This is a genomic window from Paenibacillus sp. FSL F4-0087 (assembly GCF_038020215.1).
In the GTDB taxonomy this organism is placed as follows: domain Bacteria; phylum Bacillota; class Bacilli; order Paenibacillales; family Paenibacillaceae; genus Paenibacillus; species Paenibacillus taichungensis.
On record NZ_JBBODJ010000001.1, the window covers coordinates 4,445,407 to 4,467,046 of the forward strand.

The window sequence follows — 21,640 nt, forward strand, 5'->3', positions numbered from 1 at the left end:
TATCGGGCAAAGGCCATATCGAATGATCACGAAGACCATCCTATAGATAAAGATAAGGAGACCAAATATGACCGTAACTTCGATTATCGAACAAATCCGTATTATCGAATACGATCCCTCCTACGCTGCCGCAGTCGCTGATATGTGGAACCGCAGTAACGAAAGTTGGGGAGGTGGCACCAACCAGAGAACGGAGGATACCGTTCGCCGGGAGATGGAGACTTCGTCCAATCTTCATGTATTTCTGGCCGTTCATGAGAAAGAGGTTGTTGGCTTCTGTAGTTTTGCCCACTACCGCTATGACGAGAATGCCCTGTATGTACCGCTGTTGAATGTGCGCCCCGATTATCACGGCTACAAGGTCGGACGTAATCTGATCCTGAATGCCGTTCGCAAGACCGTGGAAGCGGGATGGCCTCGCCTGGATCTGTTTACATGGGCAGGTAACACCAAGGCTGTACCGATGTACAAGAAATGCGGGTTCTTCTGGGAGAAAAAGGATGAAAATGTGCATCTGATGAACTTCATCCCGACCATCTTGCAGACGGAAGCACTTGCTCCTTATTTTGAGGACCTGGATTGGTACGCAGATAGCACCCGTGAACTCGTCATCGAGCCGGATGGCCGACGGGAGCGTGGTTTCGATTTCTTTGATTATTCTTGGAAAAAGGGAGATATCTCCTTGCGAGCCGAATTCGAGAAATCGGGTCGCGGGCTGACAGCTCTCGAAACACCGGAGTACGAAATTACCACAGAGATCGACGATCATGATCTCGTATTTGGTTCCACATACAAGGTTCGCTACCGAATCACGAACCGCTCAGCATCCGAGCTGAAGTTCGAGATCAAGGGTCAGGACAACAAAAATATTCGTTTTACGCTGGACGTTGCAAGAGCGGTTGCTCCGGGAGAAACGGTAATCGTGGAGGGCGAATTCCACCTTGATCCGGTTCAAGAGGAGCAAAGTCAGAATAAGACCCATCCCGTTGTCACAAGCACATGGCTGATTGGTGGCAGAAAAGCCGAGTTTCATATGGGCGTTGCCCCGAAATTCCCGGCCAAGATCAACACGGCGTTGCCCGTGAAAGAGCTCTATACAAGCGTTCCTACTGAGCTATACCTGAACGTGGAGAATAATTTTGATGCCGAAGCAGTGTTCACTTTTGACTTGCCAGAAGAAGAATTCCTGGAGTGGGCAGAACGTTCGGTGAGCCTTACGGTCCCTGCAAAAGGCAAAGCATCTGTACCGGTAGCTTTCACCTTGCGTTCGTATGGTCTCTATTCGCGGGAAGTAGAGGTAACAGCTGTTCCGACGGATAGACAAGAGGTATCTTTTACAACCAAGCTGTCTGTTCTAATGAAGGGAACACAAGGACGTTACGGTGGGGAAAACGGGGAACAGTGGGTGGCCGTGAACGGTGCATTCTCCCTCCATATGAGCAAGCAAGAGAACAACATGTGGATTGAATACCCTGGCTCGGTTCACACGTTCTGGTGGACCTATCCGAAGCTGGGTAAGCCATTTGCAGAAGAATTTTCCAAGAAACAAGCCAAGGAAGTCAACATCTATCCGGAGGGAGAAAACCAGGTTCTCGAAGCACTGTATGAATCGGAAGATTTCCCTGGTATAGAGATCAAGTCCGTGGTCAAACTGTCTGCCAATGGAATTGCGGAATTTTACCACGAAATTGGGAATACGCGCAGCGCAGAGCTGGAAGAGAATATGTTCTTGATGACGAACTTTGGTTTCTTCGGTAACCGGCTTATTCTCCCGTACCAAGGGCGTTATGTAGATATGGGCGATGCGTACACTGGCGATCCGAGCCATTGGGACAGCGCCCAAATTACAGAGAACTGGCTGTTCTGCAAGGAAGAGTACGGTGCTTGCGGTATCTATTGGGACCCTTCGCTGAAGCTGCTTCGTCCGGAACACACGCTGGGGTTACAGCATGAGCTAGGCCGGATTCCAGCAGGAGCCGTTGTGCAAACAAAGGCGACCGTATTTGCTCTGAATACCTTTGCCAAATGGCAGGATTTCCGATCATTCGCTCAAAAACGGCATAGCCCGGTTTTACCGAAGCTGGACAACCATCTTGAGCTGGCATTGGGTGGTGGCAATCCATTTGCCCAGGATGTGCTGACAGCAGAACTGATTGAACGGAAGATGGTCCCGCTCGCTGGAAACCTGGAACTGTACGTGCAGAATGGTGGCACACCAGAGCATTTAGCTGCTGATATGGAATTAAATCGAGAGCAGGATCTGCGCTCTGCTAAATTGCAGTTCTCCCCTGCGGAAAAGGATGAGACAGGAGAGAGCGAATTTGGCTGGAAGGTTCGGGCCGTATATCGAGGCGAGGATCGGATTCATGAACGTACAGCCCTCTGGTATCCGCAGACAGGAACAGCCGTTGATTGCGTGATTGAAGAAGGTCCAGCAGGTCCTGTGTACACGGTGAGCAACGGAGTTCTTTCGATGGCAGCTGCCCCTGGTTTCGGAAGTGTCGTGCATTCCTTGAAGTACCAGGGTGAAGAATGGCTGGACAGCACGTATCCGGAAGCAGCCCCGCGTTCCTGGTGGAATCCATGGTACGGTGGACTGGGTGTAGGTATCCCTGGTATGAACGGTTTCAGCCGTCAGTTGGAACAAAGAAGCGCGGCTTGGACGGAGCGGAAGGATGAATTCGGTAACGTCTGGAAAGGAATTCAGATCACAACCCGCATCGAGAAGCATGAAGCGAATCGGGGAATCACGGTACAGCAGCATTACCTCATGCTGCCCGGCGTTCCAGTTCTCTGTGAGTTGCACTCGGTTACGAACGAAAGCGGATTGGCGCTGGATTACTCGCTAGCCGAGGAACATTTCTTCAAACCCTCGCCAGTCTTTGCTGATGGTTGGCTGGAACATCCAGAGCAAGGGCGGTATCCTCTAGGAAAGGTAGACGGATATCTTCAGTCCAAGGGTTTCTTGCGAATGGGAGCAGTTTCGCGTAAAGACATGCTGCATGCAGTGAATCGTTACCCTAATCAGAATGCTGCGGGGTTTGTGAACAATGTGGTGCTTGGTCACAATGTGTATCACAATCTGCCACTGCTGAACGGGGAAACGGTCTGGACAGAGCCGACCTATCTGATTTTGGGGCAAATTTCTCTGAATCCAGAGGATGTACGAGGCCTTCTGCAGCTAAACTTTGCAACTTCAAAAGGTGAAAAGGAGGCTTAACATGCCGATTATTGATATTCACATTCATCTGTCGGACATCGACAGCTTTCATCGAACGGCAATAGATTTATCGAAAGTGGATTATTCTGCCGCTGGCCTCAAGGCGGAGTTTGATAAGAACGACGTGATTCTTGGCATCGGAATGGGGGTTACGGAGCAGACAAAGGGAGCATTCCCGGATTCCAGTTCTCCCAACCCGATGGGACTTGATTTGGAAGAAACGGTTCCTTCATTCCTCATGGAATGCGTCGGCATTAATCCAAACCACCTTGGTGGTGATAACGCTCAGGCCGAGCTGGACCGGATTGAAGCACGATTGCAAGCTCCTGAGGTAGCAGGAATTAAACTATATGCGGGGTACTATCATCACTACGTGTATGACAAGATCTACACACCGGTCTATGAACTCGCAGCAAAGTATAACGTGCCGGTGGTCATTCATACGGGGGATACATACTCGATGAATGGATTGCTCAAATATGCACATCCGCTGACCGTGGACGAATTAGCTTTTCAACAGCGCGGTGTGAATTTTATGATCTGTCATTTGGGTGATCCTTGGGTGATGGATGCCGCTGAAGTCGTGGCGAAGAATCCGAACGTTTACGCAGATTTGTCAGGCCTTGTTGTCGGTGATCGGCCCCATTTTGAACGGTTTATGAGCGAACCCTTGTTCATGGATCATTTCCGCCGGGCGCTGGTGTATTCGGATCATTACGAGAAAATGCTGTTCGGAACCGACTGGCCGCTCGCGCCGATCGATCTGTATGCAGAATTCGTCCGTCGACTTGTGCCGGAGCAGCATCATGAGAAGGTATTCTACGAGAATGCTTTTGGTTTATTTCCGCGCATTAAACAGCGAATTGCAGATCTGGGTTAAGCACCAGTTCATAATTTTGTGAAAAATGTAAGCCATGTAGGTCGTGGAAGCATACGATGTTCATGCTGAATCCTTATCATGTAAGCTCCTGTCACTTCTGGTGGCAGGAGCTTTTTTTTCGGCAAAACAGTGAATTCATCTTATGCTTAACTTGGAATAAGGAGGGGATTAGGAGAACAAAGGTTGAGTTACCATCTTCATATACTTTTTTAAGTCGTCTTTTGCATATGAGTGTTGTTCCCATACCCCAAGGTTCCAACTCATATAGCGGATGCCAAGGTATCGGGATGCCCGGGAGAAATACTTTTCGAATTGATCTTGTGGAATATCGTATCCGTGGGAACTCAGGGCCTCCCGATAGATGTCTACTTGTCTCATATGGCTACAGCGTAGAGGAATATCGAAGAACAAGGAGCCGTACCTTGCTTCCTCCCAATCAATAAAATAGACATCCTCATTGTTATGTACCAGTACGTTTCCGGGATTCAGATCATTATGGATCATCGTATGCATATGTTCATCTCTGATCAGAACTTCAAGATCATCTACGATGGTACTGGCTAGAGCTTCAATTTCCGATATGATTGGTAATCCAAATTCCGCAATGAATGCTGGGTTTTCTATGGCGGCGTTCCACGAAGGTCTCCAACGATTTTCCATCATGCCGATGATATGATTCCGATCCACAGTGGGTATCCAGGGCATTTCTTTTTTTAACCCCATATTCGTTCCGTGTATGTAAGCCAGCGCTCGTAATTCTTTATTCTGAAGCAGATCCATATCCAGATGGCTATAATCGGTTTGGTAGTCCACATCCTGAATGCAGATCAAGCTGCGATCTTCAGTATGAGGCTCACTTGTTAGACTAAATGGCACATTCGCGCTTTGTGAAAATAATCTGGTCAATGCAGAGCGTTCTATGAACGTGGCTTTCTTCGTAATGACAGAAATGTCCTTTTGCACTCCATTGACTAGGAATTCAATATGATGTCGAAGCAATTCCACGGCCTGAAGTCCCAATTGGATAGGGTTACTTTCCATGCTTAGGATGTGAGCATCCGAGGATACATACTGATTAATGGTTTGCTCTATTAATGCTTGTACTGTGATAGATTCCTTACTCATCTGATCGCTCCTTCCTGCTTATTAGTTAAGTAGCTTACCAAGCTTCGCTGTAATTACAAGTGAAACAAGCACCTTATTGGTGAGCCCACTCTACAAGAGCATTCCTGTGTTTCTCAGCAACGTCCCTATTTTGCTATTGTTTTTGTGAAGACCTAATTAAGGAATGATTATGGATTCGATAGAAGTATAAAATTATTAATGAATCCCTCTTTTTGAAGAAATACCTCTTCGAATTGTTGCGTTTTCAAATCATAGTAATAGATTCCCCGTTCATGTTTGACGTTTGCATCTACATATTCCCCAAGGAAATAAAAACCTCGTCCATCTTTGGATAAGTACAATTCGCTGCTGGCTTTGATAGGAAGGGACATTTTCGTTCTTTCGCCTGTTCTGATATTCACCATACTGTATTCAATGGGATATTTATTGATATGTTTTGCTGTGGCAATCATGATCTGTTCTGCACGTGCGGACAGAGTTAAGATCTGTTCCTCATGCAGTTCAATGACCTTACGGGTCTGCATGGAAATAGGATCTATTTCAATGATGCTATGGTTTGGAGGGACCATCGGTGTTTGCGCCTTATTGGACTGCTCCATATGAATATACTGCTCTTCTTCAGAATATTGGATGGCATAGGTTTTACTCGTTTCCGGGTTAAACGAAATATCCCATGTAGTTGTATCCAAATCATCGTCATTCAAGATGTTCATCTCTTGTGTTTTCTGATCAAAGAAAATGACTTTGACAGGACGCTCTCCCTTTTTAACAGCAGCCATAACCAAAGTATGATCAACGGTATCTGGAATAATTGAATTAATTGCAAATAAGCCTGTGCTTAATTGTTGAGTCTTTTGTGCCTGAATATCATAGGAAAACAACTCGTCACCCTTATCTTTTCCAACTCCTGAAAAATAGATGGTGTCATTTGCTAAGGAAGCTACAGTTAAGGGATATTGTGAGGTATAAGGTAAATCAGATAGTTTAGTTAGAGCCTTCGTTTGGATGTCGTATGTGTATACTCTCATGATCATACCATCATCGGTATCTGTTCCATTAACATATTCCGTGTTTGTAATTGAGAGATATTCATGTGCTTCTTCTTCTGGACCACACCCTGCAATGAAGAGAAGTAAAGTTATTACGACTGCAATAAATTGGTTGGGTAAGATCGTTCTTTTCATTATCTTTGCACCCTTTTCACTAAAAGAAACGATAGATGAATTCAAAGTGAATTATACCTTTATTTTACAAATGGAGTAAATGAAAAAAAAATATAATACTAGTTACATATAGTTCTATTTTTATTTAGATGAATATGAGTTTTAAAAAAACATTTTTAGTGCAAACGTTTTTCCTGCTGAACAATTGATTGATATCTACCGATATAAAGTTAACCCATACAATATTGGACACAATCAAGGATGAAATGGAAGGTGGATTCATTTGGTATTCGCGAAGGCGAGAGAACGCGTGATCAACATGTCGTTCAGAGTCAAATTGCCGCTAATGATCAGTTTACTGGTAACCCTCGTATTGGCGGTAACTGCGGTATTATCTTACACTGTAGCAGCAGTGATTACCCTCGACAAAAGCAAGGATGAGATTAAAGCAACCTCTGACCGGATTGGTGCGGGCTTGTTCACCTCATTAACGTTGGAAGAACAGTCCACATTTCTAATTACAACGCATCGCACATTCCAGGACCTGCTGGAGATTCGAAATAGCGAAGGACAGAATGATGATGTCTTTTTCTCGGAAAATAGTGAACTCGTGGATAAAGCCAATGGGATATTGGCAGACAGCCTCGCAGGGATGGAAGGCAACAGCAATATCATATTGCTGGACCGGAAAGGCATCGTCGTTGCAGCGAACGATCCTGAAGCCCTCGGGGGAGAACGTGCAGATCGAGCGTATTTTCAACAGGCGGTTCAAGGCCAGAATGTAATTAGTGAAGGGGTTATCTCCAAGTCACTGGGTACGCTGGGTACCGCTTTTGCAATGCCGATCTACGATGAAAACAAACAAGTGGAGGGCGTACTCGTATCTACCGCATCAACCTCGTTCTTCGTTGACCAGCTTCAGAATATCAACATTAATGAAGAGGGAAAAGTCATTATTCTGGACCGCGTAGGCACGGTAATGTTCAATTCGGCGGATGAGAAGATGGCGGGGCAGAAGCTTGAGTCTGGTGAATATCAGTCACTGATTGATCTGCCTTCTAATGAGCAACTGCAACAAGGCGATGTTAGCACAAAGGACAAAGTAATCTTTTATTCCAAAATTCCAAGATCAGATTGGACCATCATTGTTGAAGATAAACTAAGTGATGTGCAGAAGCCATTAGGGAAAATGGCGAAACAGATGTATATCGTCCTGTTCAGCGCAATTGCGGTGTCTATCATCGCAGGAATACTGATCTCCTTACTGGTTACCAAACCCATTACAAGGCTAACAGCATTGTTCCGACAACTTGCAGACGGGGATCTGACGGTGCAGGCTAAGGGCAAATATAGCGGAGAATTCAAACAACTGGTGGACAGCTTTAACACGATGGCGGCGGGCAACCAACAGCTGATTTCCAGCATGAATCATTCCATCAGCGTACTGAAAACAAGTACAACCGAACTGGATCTGTCCACCCAGCAGACCTCGACCTCCATTGCCGAAACCACGACAACGGCGTTTGAAATTTCACGAGCCATGGAGTCTCAGGCCAATGATACGGAAGCGATCGTGGATAAATTCATGAACGTGGGCAATAAAATTGAGAACGTCAATGAGATGTCACAGTCGGTGAAGCTCAAGGCAGATGAGATCACGGATGCATTCAAGAGCAACCATGAGGTCATTGATGCGTTGATTGCAGTGAATGAACAGAACGAGGCCGAAGTGAACAATATTTCCAAGATTACAGTTCAGCTCGCTGAAAGCTCCTCTGGCATTCACCAAATTACAGGTACGATAACCGAAATTGCGAATCAGACGAAACTGCTTGCACTTAATGCCTCCATTGAAGCCGCTAGGGCGGGTGAGCACGGACGTGGCTTTGCCGTAGTTGCATCGGAGATCCGCAAACTGGCGGAGCAGACCACAGCCCAATCGGAGGATATCAGCCGGATTGTGATGCAGACAATTGATCATGTCGAGCAGAATAACCGGAGCGTACAAGCCATTGAGGCGATTGCAGAACAGCATAAGAGCAGTGTAGGCCAGACCAAGGAAACGTTCAATTTTGTCACCCAAAATATGAATGAAATGATGGACCAGGTCCAGGCCATTGCCTCTGAGATAGAATCCATTGAACGCGATAAGGATGACGTGATTGGAGCTGCACAGAACTTATCTGCTTCGGGTGAAGAAGTGTCTGCATCCGTGGAGGAAGTAACCGCGACGATGGAGGAACAGTCAGGTATGACCGAGCATCTGTCAGAGATGGTACAGACCATCGATGGATTGACCAAACAGCTTGCCGAAGCATCATCCCGGTTCAAAACAAAGTAAATAAACGCATGAGGTCATTTGACGAGATCCGGTATGCTGCGATTGGGCCAAGAGATAACTTTCCAGCCGCACAACTGGTGCAGGCCATACAAAAACAAACAAAGAAAAAACCTCCCAGCCCGTTAAGTTTCAAGGGTTGGGAGGTTTTTTCGTAGGTCCATATTTTCTAACTTTTATCGTACGAACCAACTGAGCGGCTGCGGCGAAGTGTCTGCGGTATCCCGAAGATCATGGGCTTTGACATGATTGCCGTATATCATGGAATCACTGCTCAATCGGTAGGAAGGAAAACTGTTCTCTGATTGCAGGCGAAGGCAAGGCTCGAAATAGATCTGTTGCTGTTTGTTGATAAGGAAAGGAAGCGAATCGGATTCAATCCGAATGTCATCACTGTCCGGCTCGTTAACAATCAGAAGCACAGCAGTACCATCACATCCGCATCCATCGGTGTCATAAAACAGCTTGAAATAGCCCGGCCGATCTCCCAGCATCGCGTTAAGTCTTGATTCTGCCAGCGGACTGACCTGAATGATCATAACGTCGTTCACACTCCTCTAATCACCTTATGAATTCGCTTACAATCTAATATATGGAACAATGGTGTGAAATAGAAGGGAAAGCAGGCTGAATCCGATGAAAATTACAAGTTTGGTGGATCATCCGATCGAATGGTTCAATTACTTGAATATCATCGGTGGAGATGCTGTGATGGAGCCTCGGAATGAAACCCATTTCATCCCGATTCCTTATCTGGTATGATAAGCAGGAATATTAGAGAAAAAGGATGGTTCCACATATGACACCGATTACCATATATGACATCGCCAAAGAAGCGAACGTATCCGTATCCACGGTCTCCCGTGTGCTGAATGATACGGCACCTGTGCGTGCAAGCACAAGGGAGAAGATCATGTCCATCATTGAAAAACACCAGTTCCAACCCAACGCGCAGGCGCGCAGTCTGATCAAGAAAGAGACGGGAACCATTGCGATCATCCTGCCAGACATTACGAATCCGTTCTTCCCGGAAGTGTTCTGGGGGGCTGAGAACGAGGCACGTGGATTGGGGTATACGTTCTTCCTGTGCAATACGGCCGGGGATTACAGCCGGGAGTCCGAGTATTTGTCCATTTTGCGCGAGAAGCGGGTAGATGGCATTATTTTTCTCGGTGGACGAATCAACATGCAGGTCTGTCCAGATGAGATGGCTCAGGAATTGATTGATATGGGCAAACGTATGCCGATTGTGCTGGTTAATGGCAATATTGCCAAAGGCGGATTCCATCGGGTGTACACGGATGAAGGGGCAGGGGCTGTTTTGGCTGCTGAACATTTACTCGAACTGGGACATCGGGATATTGCTTTTGTAGGCGGTTTGAAGGAGTTGTCCACCACGATGGTTAAGGTCAAGGCCATTCAGAAAAAACTGCGTGAGCATGGACTCGAAATTCCGAAAGAGCGTCAACTGCTTGGAAGCTTCTCCATTGAAGATGGCAAACGGGAGATGTCTAAGCTGCTGGACCGTGGAAACCCTCCAACTGCGGTGATCTGCGTGAACGACTACACGGCGATTGGTGCGATTAAGGCGACCATTGAGCATGGCTTATCGATTCCGAAGGATATTTCCATTGTCGGTTTTGATGATACGCCGCTCGCAAGTGCCGTTATACCGGAACTGACGACTGTGTCCCAGAATACGTATCAGCTGGGCAAGCTGGCCGTGGACAAGCTGCATGAACTGATTAATCAGGCTAATCCGAAGAAACAGACCATTCTGCAACCAGAGCTTGTTGTCCGCCAAAGTACTGGACCCGCACCACGATAAATGGGGAATGTTTGAAAAAGAAAGCGTTGACATTCCTTCGGAGGGTGAAATATAATGAGGTCGTGAATGAAACCCCTTTCATAAACTGGAACGGGTTTTAATTTTAAACTTTATGAAACCCATTTCATGAAACGGGTTTCAGTTGTCTGATCTTCCATTCATATTTCAAGGGGGCGCACGGTATGAGAAAAAGTTTAAAGGTCATTTCGTTATTGATGCTGGTCATGGTAATGGGTCTGACAGCCTGTAGCAAGGGTGACAGCGGTGCAGCTGGTGGCAAGGTCGATCTGAGCATGACGATCTGGGGCTCGGAGGACGAGAAGAAGATTTATCAGGAGAGGCTCGACATTGTGAAGCAGACCTATCCCGATATTAACGTGAAACTGAACGTCGTTGCCGGGGACTATGACCAAAAGGTTCAGACGATGATCGCCGGGGGAACCGCACCGGACATCATGATGATTGCCGAGAACTATCAGGCGTACGCCTCCAAAAACCAAATTGTTTCGCTGGATGATATGATCCAGGCCAACAATGTGAACATGTCAGAGCGCTATTCTGACGACATCGCTAGCCTGATGAAATTCGATGGGAAACAGTTCGGAATGCCTGACCGTGCAGGCGCGATGGTGCTCTTTTACAACAAAGACCTGTTCGACAAGGCCGGAGTGGAATATCCAACTAAGGAATGGACTCAGGAAGACCTGCTCGCTGCTGCTCAGAAGCTGACGGTGAAGGAGAATGGCAAAACAGTTCAATGGGGTTACTACCCAGGCAGCTGGTGGCCGCAATGGATGCAATTGATCTACCAAAACGGTGGTTCCCTGTTCGATGAGAGCGGCAAACCTACCTTCAATACCGAACCTGTACGTAAAGCACTGCAATTCATGAATGATTTGACCTTCACCCATGGTGTGGGACCAACCCCAACGGAGATTGCCGACATGGGAAATATCGGTGCTGACCCATTGTTCGCCCAAGGCAAGATTGCCATGGAGACGACGGGATTCTGGAATATTGGTTCACTTGCCAAGGTGGAAGGCATCAATTGGGACATTTCTCCGATATGGGGAGAGACTAATGCGTTCTTCAATGGCTTTACGATTACGAACGCGTCCAAACATAAGGAAGAGGCATTCAAAATCATAGAAGCGCTGACTACACCAGAAGCACAATTACCGATGATCAAGGCGGGGCAGGATGCTCCTGCAACAAAGGCCGGCCTGTCCAGCGATGAGTTCCTGAATGCCGAATATGGCGGAAAGAAAATCAACATGGCTGCTTTCAGCGAGTCCACTATCTATGCCGAGCCGTTCAATCCGCAATGGAATGAAATGATGAAGCTCATTAACGACAAGCTGGGTGTCTACTTCAACAATAAAGCTTCACTGGATGATACGGTGACCGAAATTCAGAGCGGACTGGAAAGAATCTACAAATAGAGGTTGTTCACATGCATAAATAGCATCGACAGGGGACAGACGGAATTCGGCATGAATGAATCCGGGTTTCGTCTGCTCGCTTCGTTATGGGAGGGCTTAACGTGAGAAAAAAGGACGGGAAATGGTTTTATATCTTCATCTCGCCTTGGCTGATTGGATTCCTTGGACTTACCCTGGGTCCGATCCTGTTTTCCATCTACATGAGCTTCACCAATTGGGATCTGTTCCAGTCTCCTGAATTCATCGGTATAGACAATTACAAAAACCTGTTGACCGATGACCCGATCTTCTGGAAATCCGTAGGCAATACCTTCTTCTACGCATTAATATCGATTCCGCTGGGCATGTCCATCTCGCTCTGGATTGCGTATTACCTCAACAAAAAAATCAAAGGTATCACCTTCTTCCGCATCCTGTTCTATCTGCCATCTGTGGTTCCGGTAGTTGCAAGCTCACTGCTCTTTATCCATCTGCTTGCACCAACGGAAGGCTTGATCAACCAGGCACTTGCCATCTTCGGCATTCAAGGTCCTGCCTGGCTGCTTGATCCGAACTGGGTTAAACCAGCCTTGATCCTCATGTCGCTATGGGGCGTCGGGGGTGGCGTGGTACTGCTGCTGGCGGGTATGAAAGGTATTCCTCAGGAGCTGTACGAGGCCGCCGCCATTGATGGGGCGAAGAGCTCGCAATCGTTCTTCCACATTACATTTCCAATGCTGACTCCCGTCATCTTCTTCAATCTCGTCACCGGGATGATCGGAGCGCTCCAGACATTCGCACAGGTATTCATCGTTACAGCAGGTGGACCAGACAATGCCAGTCAGATGGTTGTTCCTTATCTGTTCCAGAATGCGTTCCAGTTCTACAAAATGGGATATGCATCGGCCATTGCCTGGGTGCTGTTCATCATCATCATGGCGCTCACCCTGGTTGTGTTCCGTTCGTCGGCGCTATGGGTGCATTACGAGGAGGGAAAAGCAAATGAGTAATCCATCCACTGTAGAGAAAACGATATCTTACATTTTTCTGATTCTGGTTGGGGTGCTGCTTGCTTCCCCTTTCTTGTACATGATCTCCATCGCACTGGCGAGTGACGCTACAACCGTAAAATCAGCCTTTACCTTCATACCGCTCGAATTCCAATGGTCCAATTTCTATACGATCTTCACGAATAACAATCTGGGTACTTATCTGAAAAATTCAGTCATTATTACCGTCATTACCATTATTGGATCGGTGTTGTCAGCATCGGTCGTATCTTATGGCTTTGCTCGGATCAAGGCGAGAGGCAGTCGGTTCCTCTTCATTGTACTGCTTAGTACGATGATGATTCCGGGCGAGGTGACGATGGTGCCGCAGTTCATCATCTTCCGTCATCTGGATTGGATCAATACATTCTATCCACTGATCGTGCCTAGTTTTTTCGCCGGAGCATTCAACGTATTTCTCATTCGGCAGTTCGTCATGAGCATACCGAAGTCGCTTGATGAAGCTGCCATGATTGACGGCATGGGACATCCGGGAATCTACTGGAAGATCATTATGCCACTCACCTATCCGATACTTGCCGCCATCGCCATTTTCTCGTTTTCTTATAACTGGGGGAACTTCATGGGGCCGCTCATTTACATCAATGATCCGGAGAAAATGCCACTGGCGCTCGGTGTTCAGCTTCTGACTACGGTCGGTGGTGGACAGATGCCGCCATGGAACCTCGTTATGATTGCTTCCCTGTTCCTGACCATCCCAATGGTATTGGTATATCTGTTCGGACAGCGTTATGTCTATGAAGCGAATATCAGTGGTGGCAGCAGCGGGATCAAGTAACGGGAGGTGAACGCAGTGTTGAAGCCAATGGTGAAAAGCAAGAGCCGTCTACATCGCACATGGATAAAGGGCTGCATGAATCATGAATAACAACAAGGACCCTTTCAACAATGACAACCATAATCACCACAAGCAGCGCAGGTGGCGCAGCCGGAGTTACATCCTGATGGGTGTGGCCCTGATCGCGCTCCTTGCGGGAGGAGGGATTATCATCAATCATTTTGCCAATGAATCATCCAAAACACTTACATTCCAAGGTGAGCCGATACGTCTGAAGCTGGAACAATCCTATGATCATTTTGAAGGCTGGGGTACGTCGCTGGCGTGGTGCGCCAATGATCTTGGAGGATGGAAAGATCAAGCAAAGGTCAGTGAAGTCATGGATCTGGTGTTTGATGTAGAGAAAGGGCTAGGTCTGAACATTGTTCGCTATAATATTGGCGGTGAGGAGAATCCCGACATGAAGGCGCTTCGGCCCGGAGGAGATGTTCCCGGTTTTCAGCCTGAACCCGGCGTGTGGGACTGGGAGGCAGATGCAGGACAACGTGCCGTATTACAGGGATCTCTGGAACGTGGGGTCAACATTGCTGAAGCGTTCTCCAATTCACCACCTTACTGGATGACGATTAGCGGCTCGGTTACGGGTGCTGTAGATGGCAGCAATAATTTGCGTGAGGATCAGTATGATGCATTTGCCGATTATCTAACCGAGGTCGTGAAGCATTATCGCGATGAGTGGGGCATTACGTTCCGTACACTTGACCCACTTAATGAACCTTCCTCTGATTGGTGGAAGAAAGGCAACATGCAGGAAGGCAGTCATTTTACCAATGAGAAACAGGCCGAGATTATCAAGAAGGTTGCGGCATCGCTCAAAAGTAAAGGGCTGGATGGTACGGTCATCAGTGCTGCGGACGATAATAGCATTGACGAGACGGTGCACAATTTCAGCCTCTATGATCAGGATACGTTGGATGTGATCGACCAGATTAACACGCACTCCTATAATGGTAGCAAAATGGAAGAACTACGTACGTTGGCCGAACGGTATGGCAAGAAACTGTGGATGTCCGAGTATGGGACAGGTGGCAGTGAACCGCATAGTCATGAGGACATGACTTCCGTGCAGGAGCTCGCGGAGCGCATCATGTTCGATCTGAAAATCATGCAGCCTTCTGCCTGGGTGTATTGGCAGGCCGTTGAAGATGAAGGTGCCAACAATAACTGGGGATTCATTCATGCCAATTTTAATGGCGAAGAGCAGTACGAGATGACAAAACAGTATTATGGCATGGCCCAGTTTACGAAATTTATTCGTCCAGGTGCAACGATTATTCCAACAGATGATGGGCGAACACTTGCCGCATACGATGCTGCTAATCAAAGACTGGTACTGGTGATTCGCAATGAGCTATCTGCCGGAACCACAGCATTTGAACTGGAGGCATTTGACTACAGCAGTACTTCTACAGCAGAGGTTTATCAGACTTCACCGGATCGCAACATGAAGCAGCTTGAAAATGTTCCGGTATATACCAATGGACTGGAAGTCTCGACTGCGGACAATTCCATCACCACCGTTGTAGTGGAAGGTGTAACGTTGCAGGCGAACTGATGGCCTATTGAAATCGGAATCAAAAAAATCTGGGGATAACAGAGATCGGAAGGTTGTTCTGTCATCGCAGCGATGAACTCAAACACAGAGAAGGAGGGCTTATCTTTGACAGAGAAAACATCCCTTTTGCTTCAGGAGCAGGAAAAGAATAAAAATACCAGAACTGAGCATAGTGCTCGATCTGAACTGACTTACGATCAGCGCAGCTTCATGATGAATGGAGAACGAGTATTTCTGAACAGTGCCACCATTCATTATTTCCGCATGCCAAGGGAGGAATGGCGGGAGGTCTTGATGAAGGCGAAGCTGGCTGGCATGAATTGCATTGATACCTATTTTGCCTGGAACGTGCAAGAGCCGGAGGAAGGACAGTGGTCGTTCGAAGGAGACAATGATTGTGGAGCCTTTCTGGACCTGTGTGCAGAGTTGGGCATGTATGTAATCACGAGGCCGGGTCCGTTTATTTGCGCAGAGTGGGATTTCGGCGGCTTTCCGTATTGGCTGGAGACGAAGCAGGGAATCAAGTTCCGACAAAATAATGAAGCCTATCTGCATTATGTAGATCTGTATTTTGACCGGATCATTCCAATCATTCGTGAGCGCCAGCTATCTGCTGGAGGCACTGTTATTCTTGTACAGGTCGAGAACGAATACGGGTATCTGATGGATGATGCAGCAGCAAGTGCCCATATGAACCATCTTCGGGACGGTCTGCTTCAGCGAGGGATTGACGTTCCGCTTATCACCTGTGTAGGTGGCGCGGAGGGCACGATTGAAGGAGCCAACTTCTGGTCAGGGGCTGACGGGCATTATGCGAAGCTTCGGCAGAAGCAGCCGGATACACCGAAGATCGTTACGGAATTTTGGACGGGATGGTTCGAGAATTGGGGTGGGCCTTCTGCCATTCAAAAGACGGCGCCACTGTTTGAGAAACGTATGATGGAAATTCTTCGCACCGGCTATACCGGAATCAGTCATTACATGTTCTACGGCGGAACCAACTTTGGCGGATATGGTGGCAGAACCGTGGGCAGCAGCGATATTTTCATGATTACCTCCTACGATTATGATGCGCCGCTGAACGAGTACGGGCGGGTAACGGCCAAGTATGCTGAAGCGAAGACGTTATCCTATCTTGTCCATGCGTTTGGCGCATTGCTGATGGAGACGGAGGAAGTACCAGCAGAGCAGATCAAGGTACGTCATCCGCAAGGCATCTCTGTACGAGGCAGGTCTAAAGGCAGCGAGAAGATATGGTTCTTGGAGAGTCACAAGGATGAGCGTGAGACGTTTCACGTCACGCTGGAGGAAGGACGGACACTTCCCGTTGCCCTGAACCCTGGGCAGATTATTCCGATACTGGACAGGGTAGAGATTGCCAAGAATGTATACCTGACAGGTGGCGCGATGATTACGGGCAATGAAGTGGTGAATGGAGAATTGACCCTGTTCATCGTTGCGGAGGCGGGACAGCGTTCAGTTGTGGAACTGGAGACAAACGTCTTGAATGTACAGGGCAGCAGCATGCAAGTACTGGTTGAACGTGATCCGTTAAATGAAGCCTATCGCTTCGATCTGGTACATTTCCGTGAGCCAGGCATCATTCATTTGGTGGCAAGTGGTGTCCCCATTCGGTTCGTGGTTCTGGACAAGGAAACGATGGATCGCACGTGGAGAATCAATGGAGAGGGAGAATCGAATCAGCTGCGTTACGCAATCGGATTAGATGATATAGATGTCTCCCTCTCCGGTCAGGTCACGGGTATGATCTCTGATCCGGATCGGAATATTTTGCTTCTCGGCAGCTGGGCGGATGGTGAACGGTCGTTGACTGGACGTGAGTTCATATACGGAGAAGCAAACGATTCACAGAGCGGCATGCAGGATGAACATGTTCAGGAGTCATCCGCAGCAATTCAGCATGCTCTGTTCAGCACGCCGCCAATGCCACCAAAACTGACGGATTCCCCTGAGTTGTCTCGTGTGATTTTGACAGCGGAACAGCTTGCTTCGAGTGGTCAACCAGAGCATTTTTCCCAGTACGGACAGGATTTCGGGTATCTGTTATACGAGTGCGATTTCGACCGTTCGGTGGATGGAATCACCACCCTGATTCTGCCGTCTCTCCAGGACACGGCCAGAATATATGTCAATCGTGTGGAACAGGCATTGGTTCGTCAAGTTGGTGCAGCGGGTGTTCAGGTGCAGATGACGAAAGGAAAGAATACACTTCAGGTGCTGGTACAGCATATGGGCAGGCTAAATTTTTCTCCATATTTGGGTGAAAGCAAAGGTCTGGCAGGATCTGTGTACATCGGTGGTTCCGCCCAGGACATACGCCGGAATTGGCATGCGGAGCATGGGATGGTGCATCTCGATGAAGTGAATCATCTGGAGGATGCCCCGCTTCTGAGCAGAAGCTTTACGCTGGATGGCATGGACCGTGCGATTCTCGTTGGAGCGGTGAGCCAAGGATTGCGCATTAATGGCATGGATGTGCCAATGGAAGGCTATCAGGACTGGTTTTCGTTTAACACGTTGGATCTTTCCCATTACTTGCGGCCCGGAGAGATCAATACGCTGGAGATGCCTTATAGCAGAACGCCACTGAATCGGCTGGAACTGATCTTGTACCGGAGTGAAGATGAGCTGAAGGATTGGCGCATGGCAGGTACGGATGCCTTGCTTCCACGACAATGGGGATTATATGAGCCACCGAACGTTTCAGGTCATCTCGATACCTATCGGCAGGCTGCGGACTATAGTGGCAATTGGAATGCCATGTCGGTGGGGAATGGTTCGTACGGTCAACCCGTTTGGTACCGCTGGCGCTTCTCCAAGTCAGCTGTGCCCGAACACTTCCGAGTGAACCTGATGCTTCGTCTTACCGGCATGAGCAAGGGAACACTTCATCTGAACGGGCACCATCTGGGACGTTATTGGCAGATCGGTCCGCAAGAGGATTACAAAATTCCGATATCCTGGCTGCAGGATGAGAATGAATTGCTGTTATTTGATGAGGAAGGCCGAACGCCAGAACGGGTGCGTTTCTTGTATGATAACTTGTCCCAGTATCCATGGGTTGTGGTCGAATAGATCGTCTTTATTGGTAACAGTACAACGGTAATAGACAGCTTTTTCTTCGTTGTATTTATTCTTTTTGCGGAGACTGCTCGGATATTTGAATCTATAGATTCAAATATCCGAGCAGCTCAAGCTCACCCTATCTGCACCCACCACGATTGCACATACTCCTTTCTTGAAAAATGATGCGCTATACCACACGGCACGGTTCAAGAAAGGAGTTCACCCTGATATATGGCTACCAAATCGGGAAAGGGCAAATCGTCCAATATCCTGATCCGTATGCCCTGTTTGCACTAAGTCAGACAATATTTTGCCCACTGCACTTGCGAATTTGAAGCCATGACCGGAGAAACCGCCTGCCAGCCATACATGGTTATGGGCAGGGTGACGGTCGATAATAAAATCTTCATCCGGTGTGAACTCGTATTTGCATACCGCACCACGTTTCAGCTTTCCCGCTGCCAGAGGCATCCGAAGTTCAAGCAATCTCCGCAGATCACCCTCATCTGTTTCATCAGAGCCAAATGAAGCCAGTGTATCGCCTGGTGTCCACTCCCGCCCCGTATCGTGACGTCCAATCTTCAGACCCGACCCGCCAATGCTCGGAAATCCATAATATCCGCCTTCTTTTCCAGCCAGCGTAAAACCGGGAAAGTGATCCTCGGCGAACAATGCCTCCGGTGCATCGAACCATCCCACGGTTTTGCGTACAGCTCGAATGGGAAGATTGACGAACGGTTTCAGCGTCTGAAACCATGCTCCGGCACTGAGAATGACCTGGTTCGCATAATATGTCTCACCAGCAGATGTGATGACTCCAACAGAATCTGCGCTGCATTCGATATGTTCAACACGTGTGTGCGTTAAGAGAGTGGCACCCGATGCTTCTGCTGCCTGACGGAAGGCGAGCACGCAGCGCTCACTGAACAAATATCCTGCATCAGGCTCATACATAGCCTCGTAATGTTCGGGGATTTCAATGCCTGGCCAGCGTTTCATGATTTCGGTTGCTCGCAAGGTTTCATACCGAATCCCCGCATCTTCAGCATGGGTTAAACGATTATGAAAAGAATGGATATCCGGGTCAACTATATTCAAGACGCCTGATGGTACAAGCAATTTGGCCCCGGTAGTATCCTCCAGTTCTTCCCACAGTTCCTGCGCCAGAAGTGCCATCGCTATATAATCAGGTCCCCCGCTATATACGTGGCGGATAAGCCGTGGTTCTCCGTGATGGCTGCCTTCCGTATGCGGAGGATCAAAGGCATCAATCAGCAATGTTTTTAATCCACTGCGTGAAAGATAATAACCTGCACTCATGCCCATCGATCCGGCTCCAACGATAATGACATCATAGGAATGTGATATAACCATCCCTCCTTCCACTTATTTTTCAGAGACCAATCTTATACAGGATAATCTAGTCTCCAAATCTACGGCAGTCAATAGAACAGGTTATAGAGAAAGCCGATACGACAATAGAAAATTTTGATTAAGGATAAAGTTGTATGTATACCAAAATAGTGGTAGAGTTTTGAACTAAACATTCCGACCTGATTAGTCGGTATTTAAAATCACTGTATTCAGATAAAGAACAAGGAAGGTGAAGTCAACGTCAACGAATCCAACACAAAAGTCTGGTTTTCCCAGTCAAACCTATGCCGAAATTGTACTTGAACCCGCCTATAACCAGGCCACACAGCATCTGCTGAACCCCATGATGGCCGTAAACAAAGCACATCTGATTATGCTCCGTGAACAACACATCATTTCGGAGCAAGAGGCGTGCCACATCGCTTCCGCTATACAGAGTTTGGATGTAGATGGGCTCCGAAGTAGCGAATATTCCTTCCACGTTGAAGATTTGTTCTACCAAGTCGAAGTTGAACTAGAGAAGCTTGGCGGACCTTCTGTCGGGAATCTGCATTTAGCCAGAAGCCGAAACGATATGGGGATCGCCATGTATCGTATGGTGCTGAGGGAGAAGCTGAACTCAACGATTTCCTCAGGGTTGTCATTACACCGAAGCCTAAGAGAATTTGCATTACGTCATATCGATACCCTCATGATTGCTCACACGCACACCCAACAAGCCCAGCCGACAACACTTGCCCACTACATCTGTGCCGTTAGCGATTCCCTTGAACGGGATCTCAATCGATTGGGATCCGCCTATACAGGCTGCAATCGCAGCAGTCTTGGTGCGGCTGCTCTCACCACTTCTGGATTTCCGGTCTGTCGAGACCGGACCGCAGAACTGCTTGGCTTTGATGGCATTATTGAGAATGCCTATGATGCCGTCAGCGGTGCAGATTATGCAGGTGAAGCCGCCTCTGTAGCCCAACTGGCAGCTATCAATCTGGGGCGTTTCGTTCAGGATCTGCTGTTATGGTGCACACAGGAATATGGTGCATTAATTGTAGCTGGCCCTTACGTTCAGGTTAGTTCCATCATGCCGCAAAAACGGAACCCGGTATCGATTGAACACGCCCGTTCACTCCTTTCAAGTGCCAAAGGGGATGCAGCAACTGCGCTTATCATGATGCATAACACGCCCTTTGGCGACATTGTAGATACCGAAGATGATATGCAGCCCTATGTATGGAGAAGTCTGAATACACTTGAATCCGTATATCGCTTGCTGTCCGAAGTGATGGATACCCTTAAGGTCAATGTGTTATTGCTGCGTGAACGGGCAGAGCATAGCTTCGCAACGGTTACCGAACTTGCAGATACCTTGGTCCGCACAGAAGGATTATCGTTTCGACAAGCTCATTCCATCGTGAGCCGCATTGTAACACAGCTGACTGAATCCGGTACTTCCATTTCGGGATTGAACTGGGATGTTGTGAATACAGCGGTGCAGGAAATTGCCGCCAAACCGCTTGCCCTAACCTTTGAGCAATTAGAGCAAGCAATATCCCCTGAGCATTTTGTACACATTCGGCATGTGCGTGGTGGACCGAATCCGGAAGAAGTGGCAAGAGCATTGGAGGCTCAAGCGCTCCGTCTTGACACACAGGAACAATGGAGTCTCGGCACCACCAATAAACTCCGTTCCGTAGATGCGAATCTGGATTTAATTCTAAACGATTGGCTTAACAGAATCTAAATG

At 47.8% G+C, this 21,640-nt stretch carries 15 protein-coding genes; 11 read left to right on the forward strand and 4 right to left on the reverse strand.

Features of this window, described 5'->3' with window-relative positions; genetic code table 11:
* Window positions 1-67 precede the first annotated feature (67 nt).
* Window positions 68-3,220, forward strand: a complete 3,153-nt coding sequence (locus MHB84_RS20450) for a GNAT family N-acetyltransferase (RefSeq protein WP_076287907.1) — start codon at window positions 68-70, stop codon at window positions 3,218-3,220.
* Window position 3,221: 1 nt separating this feature from the next.
* The gene (locus tag MHB84_RS20455) at window positions 3,222-4,100 is read left to right on the forward strand and encodes an amidohydrolase family protein (RefSeq protein ID WP_076287908.1); all 879 of its coding nucleotides are present in this window, start codon (window positions 3,222-3,224) and stop codon (window positions 4,098-4,100) included.
* Window positions 4,101-4,268: 168 nt separating this feature from the next.
* Here MHB84_RS20455 and MHB84_RS20460 read toward each other — a convergent pair whose 3' ends face one another.
* Window positions 4,269-5,225, reverse strand: a complete 957-nt coding sequence (locus MHB84_RS20460) for a phosphotransferase family protein (RefSeq protein ID WP_076287909.1) — start codon at window positions 5,223-5,225, stop codon at window positions 4,269-4,271.
* Window positions 5,226-5,392: 167 nt separating this feature from the next.
* Complete coding sequence (locus MHB84_RS20465) at window positions 5,393-6,409, reverse strand: hypothetical protein (RefSeq protein WP_256716738.1); 1,017 nt, start codon at window positions 6,407-6,409, stop codon at window positions 5,393-5,395.
* Between the two features lie 262 nt (window positions 6,410-6,671).
* Between MHB84_RS20465 and MHB84_RS20470 the strand changes: the two genes are divergently transcribed.
* On the forward strand, window positions 6,672-8,729 hold the full coding sequence (locus tag MHB84_RS20470; protein WP_083678782.1) for a methyl-accepting chemotaxis protein: 2,058 nt from the start codon (window positions 6,672-6,674) through the stop codon (window positions 8,727-8,729).
* Between the two features lie 173 nt (window positions 8,730-8,902).
* On the opposite strand, the gene MHB84_RS20475 is transcribed toward MHB84_RS20470, so the two are convergent.
* Entirely contained in the window at window positions 8,903-9,277 is a 375-nt protein-coding gene (locus tag MHB84_RS20475) for an iron-sulfur cluster biosynthesis family protein (RefSeq protein ID WP_256336612.1), read from the reverse strand.
* Between the two features lie 85 nt (window positions 9,278-9,362).
* On the opposite strand from MHB84_RS20475, the gene MHB84_RS20480 reads away from it, so the two are divergent.
* The 7 genes from MHB84_RS20480 (at window position 9,363) to MHB84_RS20510 (ending at window position 18,534) form a co-directional block, all read left to right on the forward strand.
* The gene (locus tag MHB84_RS20480) at window positions 9,363-9,488 is read left to right on the forward strand and encodes a hypothetical protein (RefSeq protein ID WP_256716739.1); all 126 of its coding nucleotides are present in this window, start codon (window positions 9,363-9,365) and stop codon (window positions 9,486-9,488) included.
* Between the two features lie 37 nt (window positions 9,489-9,525).
* Entirely contained in the window at window positions 9,526-10,554 is a 1,029-nt protein-coding gene (locus MHB84_RS20485; RefSeq protein WP_076287911.1) for a LacI family DNA-binding transcriptional regulator, read from the forward strand.
* Between the two features lie 182 nt (window positions 10,555-10,736).
* Complete coding sequence (locus tag MHB84_RS20490) at window positions 10,737-11,996, forward strand: ABC transporter substrate-binding protein (protein WP_076287912.1); 1,260 nt, start codon at window positions 10,737-10,739, stop codon at window positions 11,994-11,996.
* A 101-nt stretch (window positions 11,997-12,097) separates the two neighbouring features.
* A complete protein-coding gene (locus MHB84_RS20495) occupies window positions 12,098-12,985 on the forward strand; it encodes a carbohydrate ABC transporter permease (RefSeq protein WP_063565348.1) in 888 nt (295 codons plus the stop codon).
* A complete protein-coding gene (locus tag MHB84_RS20500; RefSeq protein ID WP_072734634.1) occupies window positions 12,978-13,823 on the forward strand; it encodes a carbohydrate ABC transporter permease in 846 nt (281 codons plus the stop codon). Before MHB84_RS20495 ends, MHB84_RS20500 begins: the two co-directional genes overlap by 8 nt.
* An 82-nt stretch (window positions 13,824-13,905) precedes the next feature.
* Window positions 13,906-15,438, forward strand: a complete 1,533-nt coding sequence (locus MHB84_RS20505; protein ID WP_318261365.1) for a glycoside hydrolase family 30 protein — start codon at window positions 13,906-13,908, stop codon at window positions 15,436-15,438.
* Between the two features lie 105 nt (window positions 15,439-15,543).
* Complete coding sequence (locus tag MHB84_RS20510; RefSeq protein WP_076287913.1) at window positions 15,544-18,534, forward strand: beta-galactosidase; 2,991 nt, start codon at window positions 15,544-15,546, stop codon at window positions 18,532-18,534.
* A gap of 210 nt (window positions 18,535-18,744) precedes the next feature.
* Here the strand turns inward: MHB84_RS20510 and solA are convergent, their stop codons facing one another.
* A complete protein-coding gene (gene solA / locus MHB84_RS20515) occupies window positions 18,745-19,899 on the reverse strand; it encodes an N-methyl-L-tryptophan oxidase (RefSeq protein ID WP_143764558.1) in 1,155 nt (384 codons plus the stop codon).
* Between the two features lie 229 nt (window positions 19,900-20,128).
* On the opposite strand from solA, the gene argH reads away from it, so the two are divergent.
* The gene (argH, locus tag MHB84_RS20520) at window positions 20,129-21,637 is read left to right on the forward strand and encodes an argininosuccinate lyase (RefSeq protein WP_076287915.1); all 1,509 of its coding nucleotides are present in this window, start codon (window positions 20,129-20,131) and stop codon (window positions 21,635-21,637) included.
* Window positions 21,638-21,640 lie beyond the last annotated feature (3 nt).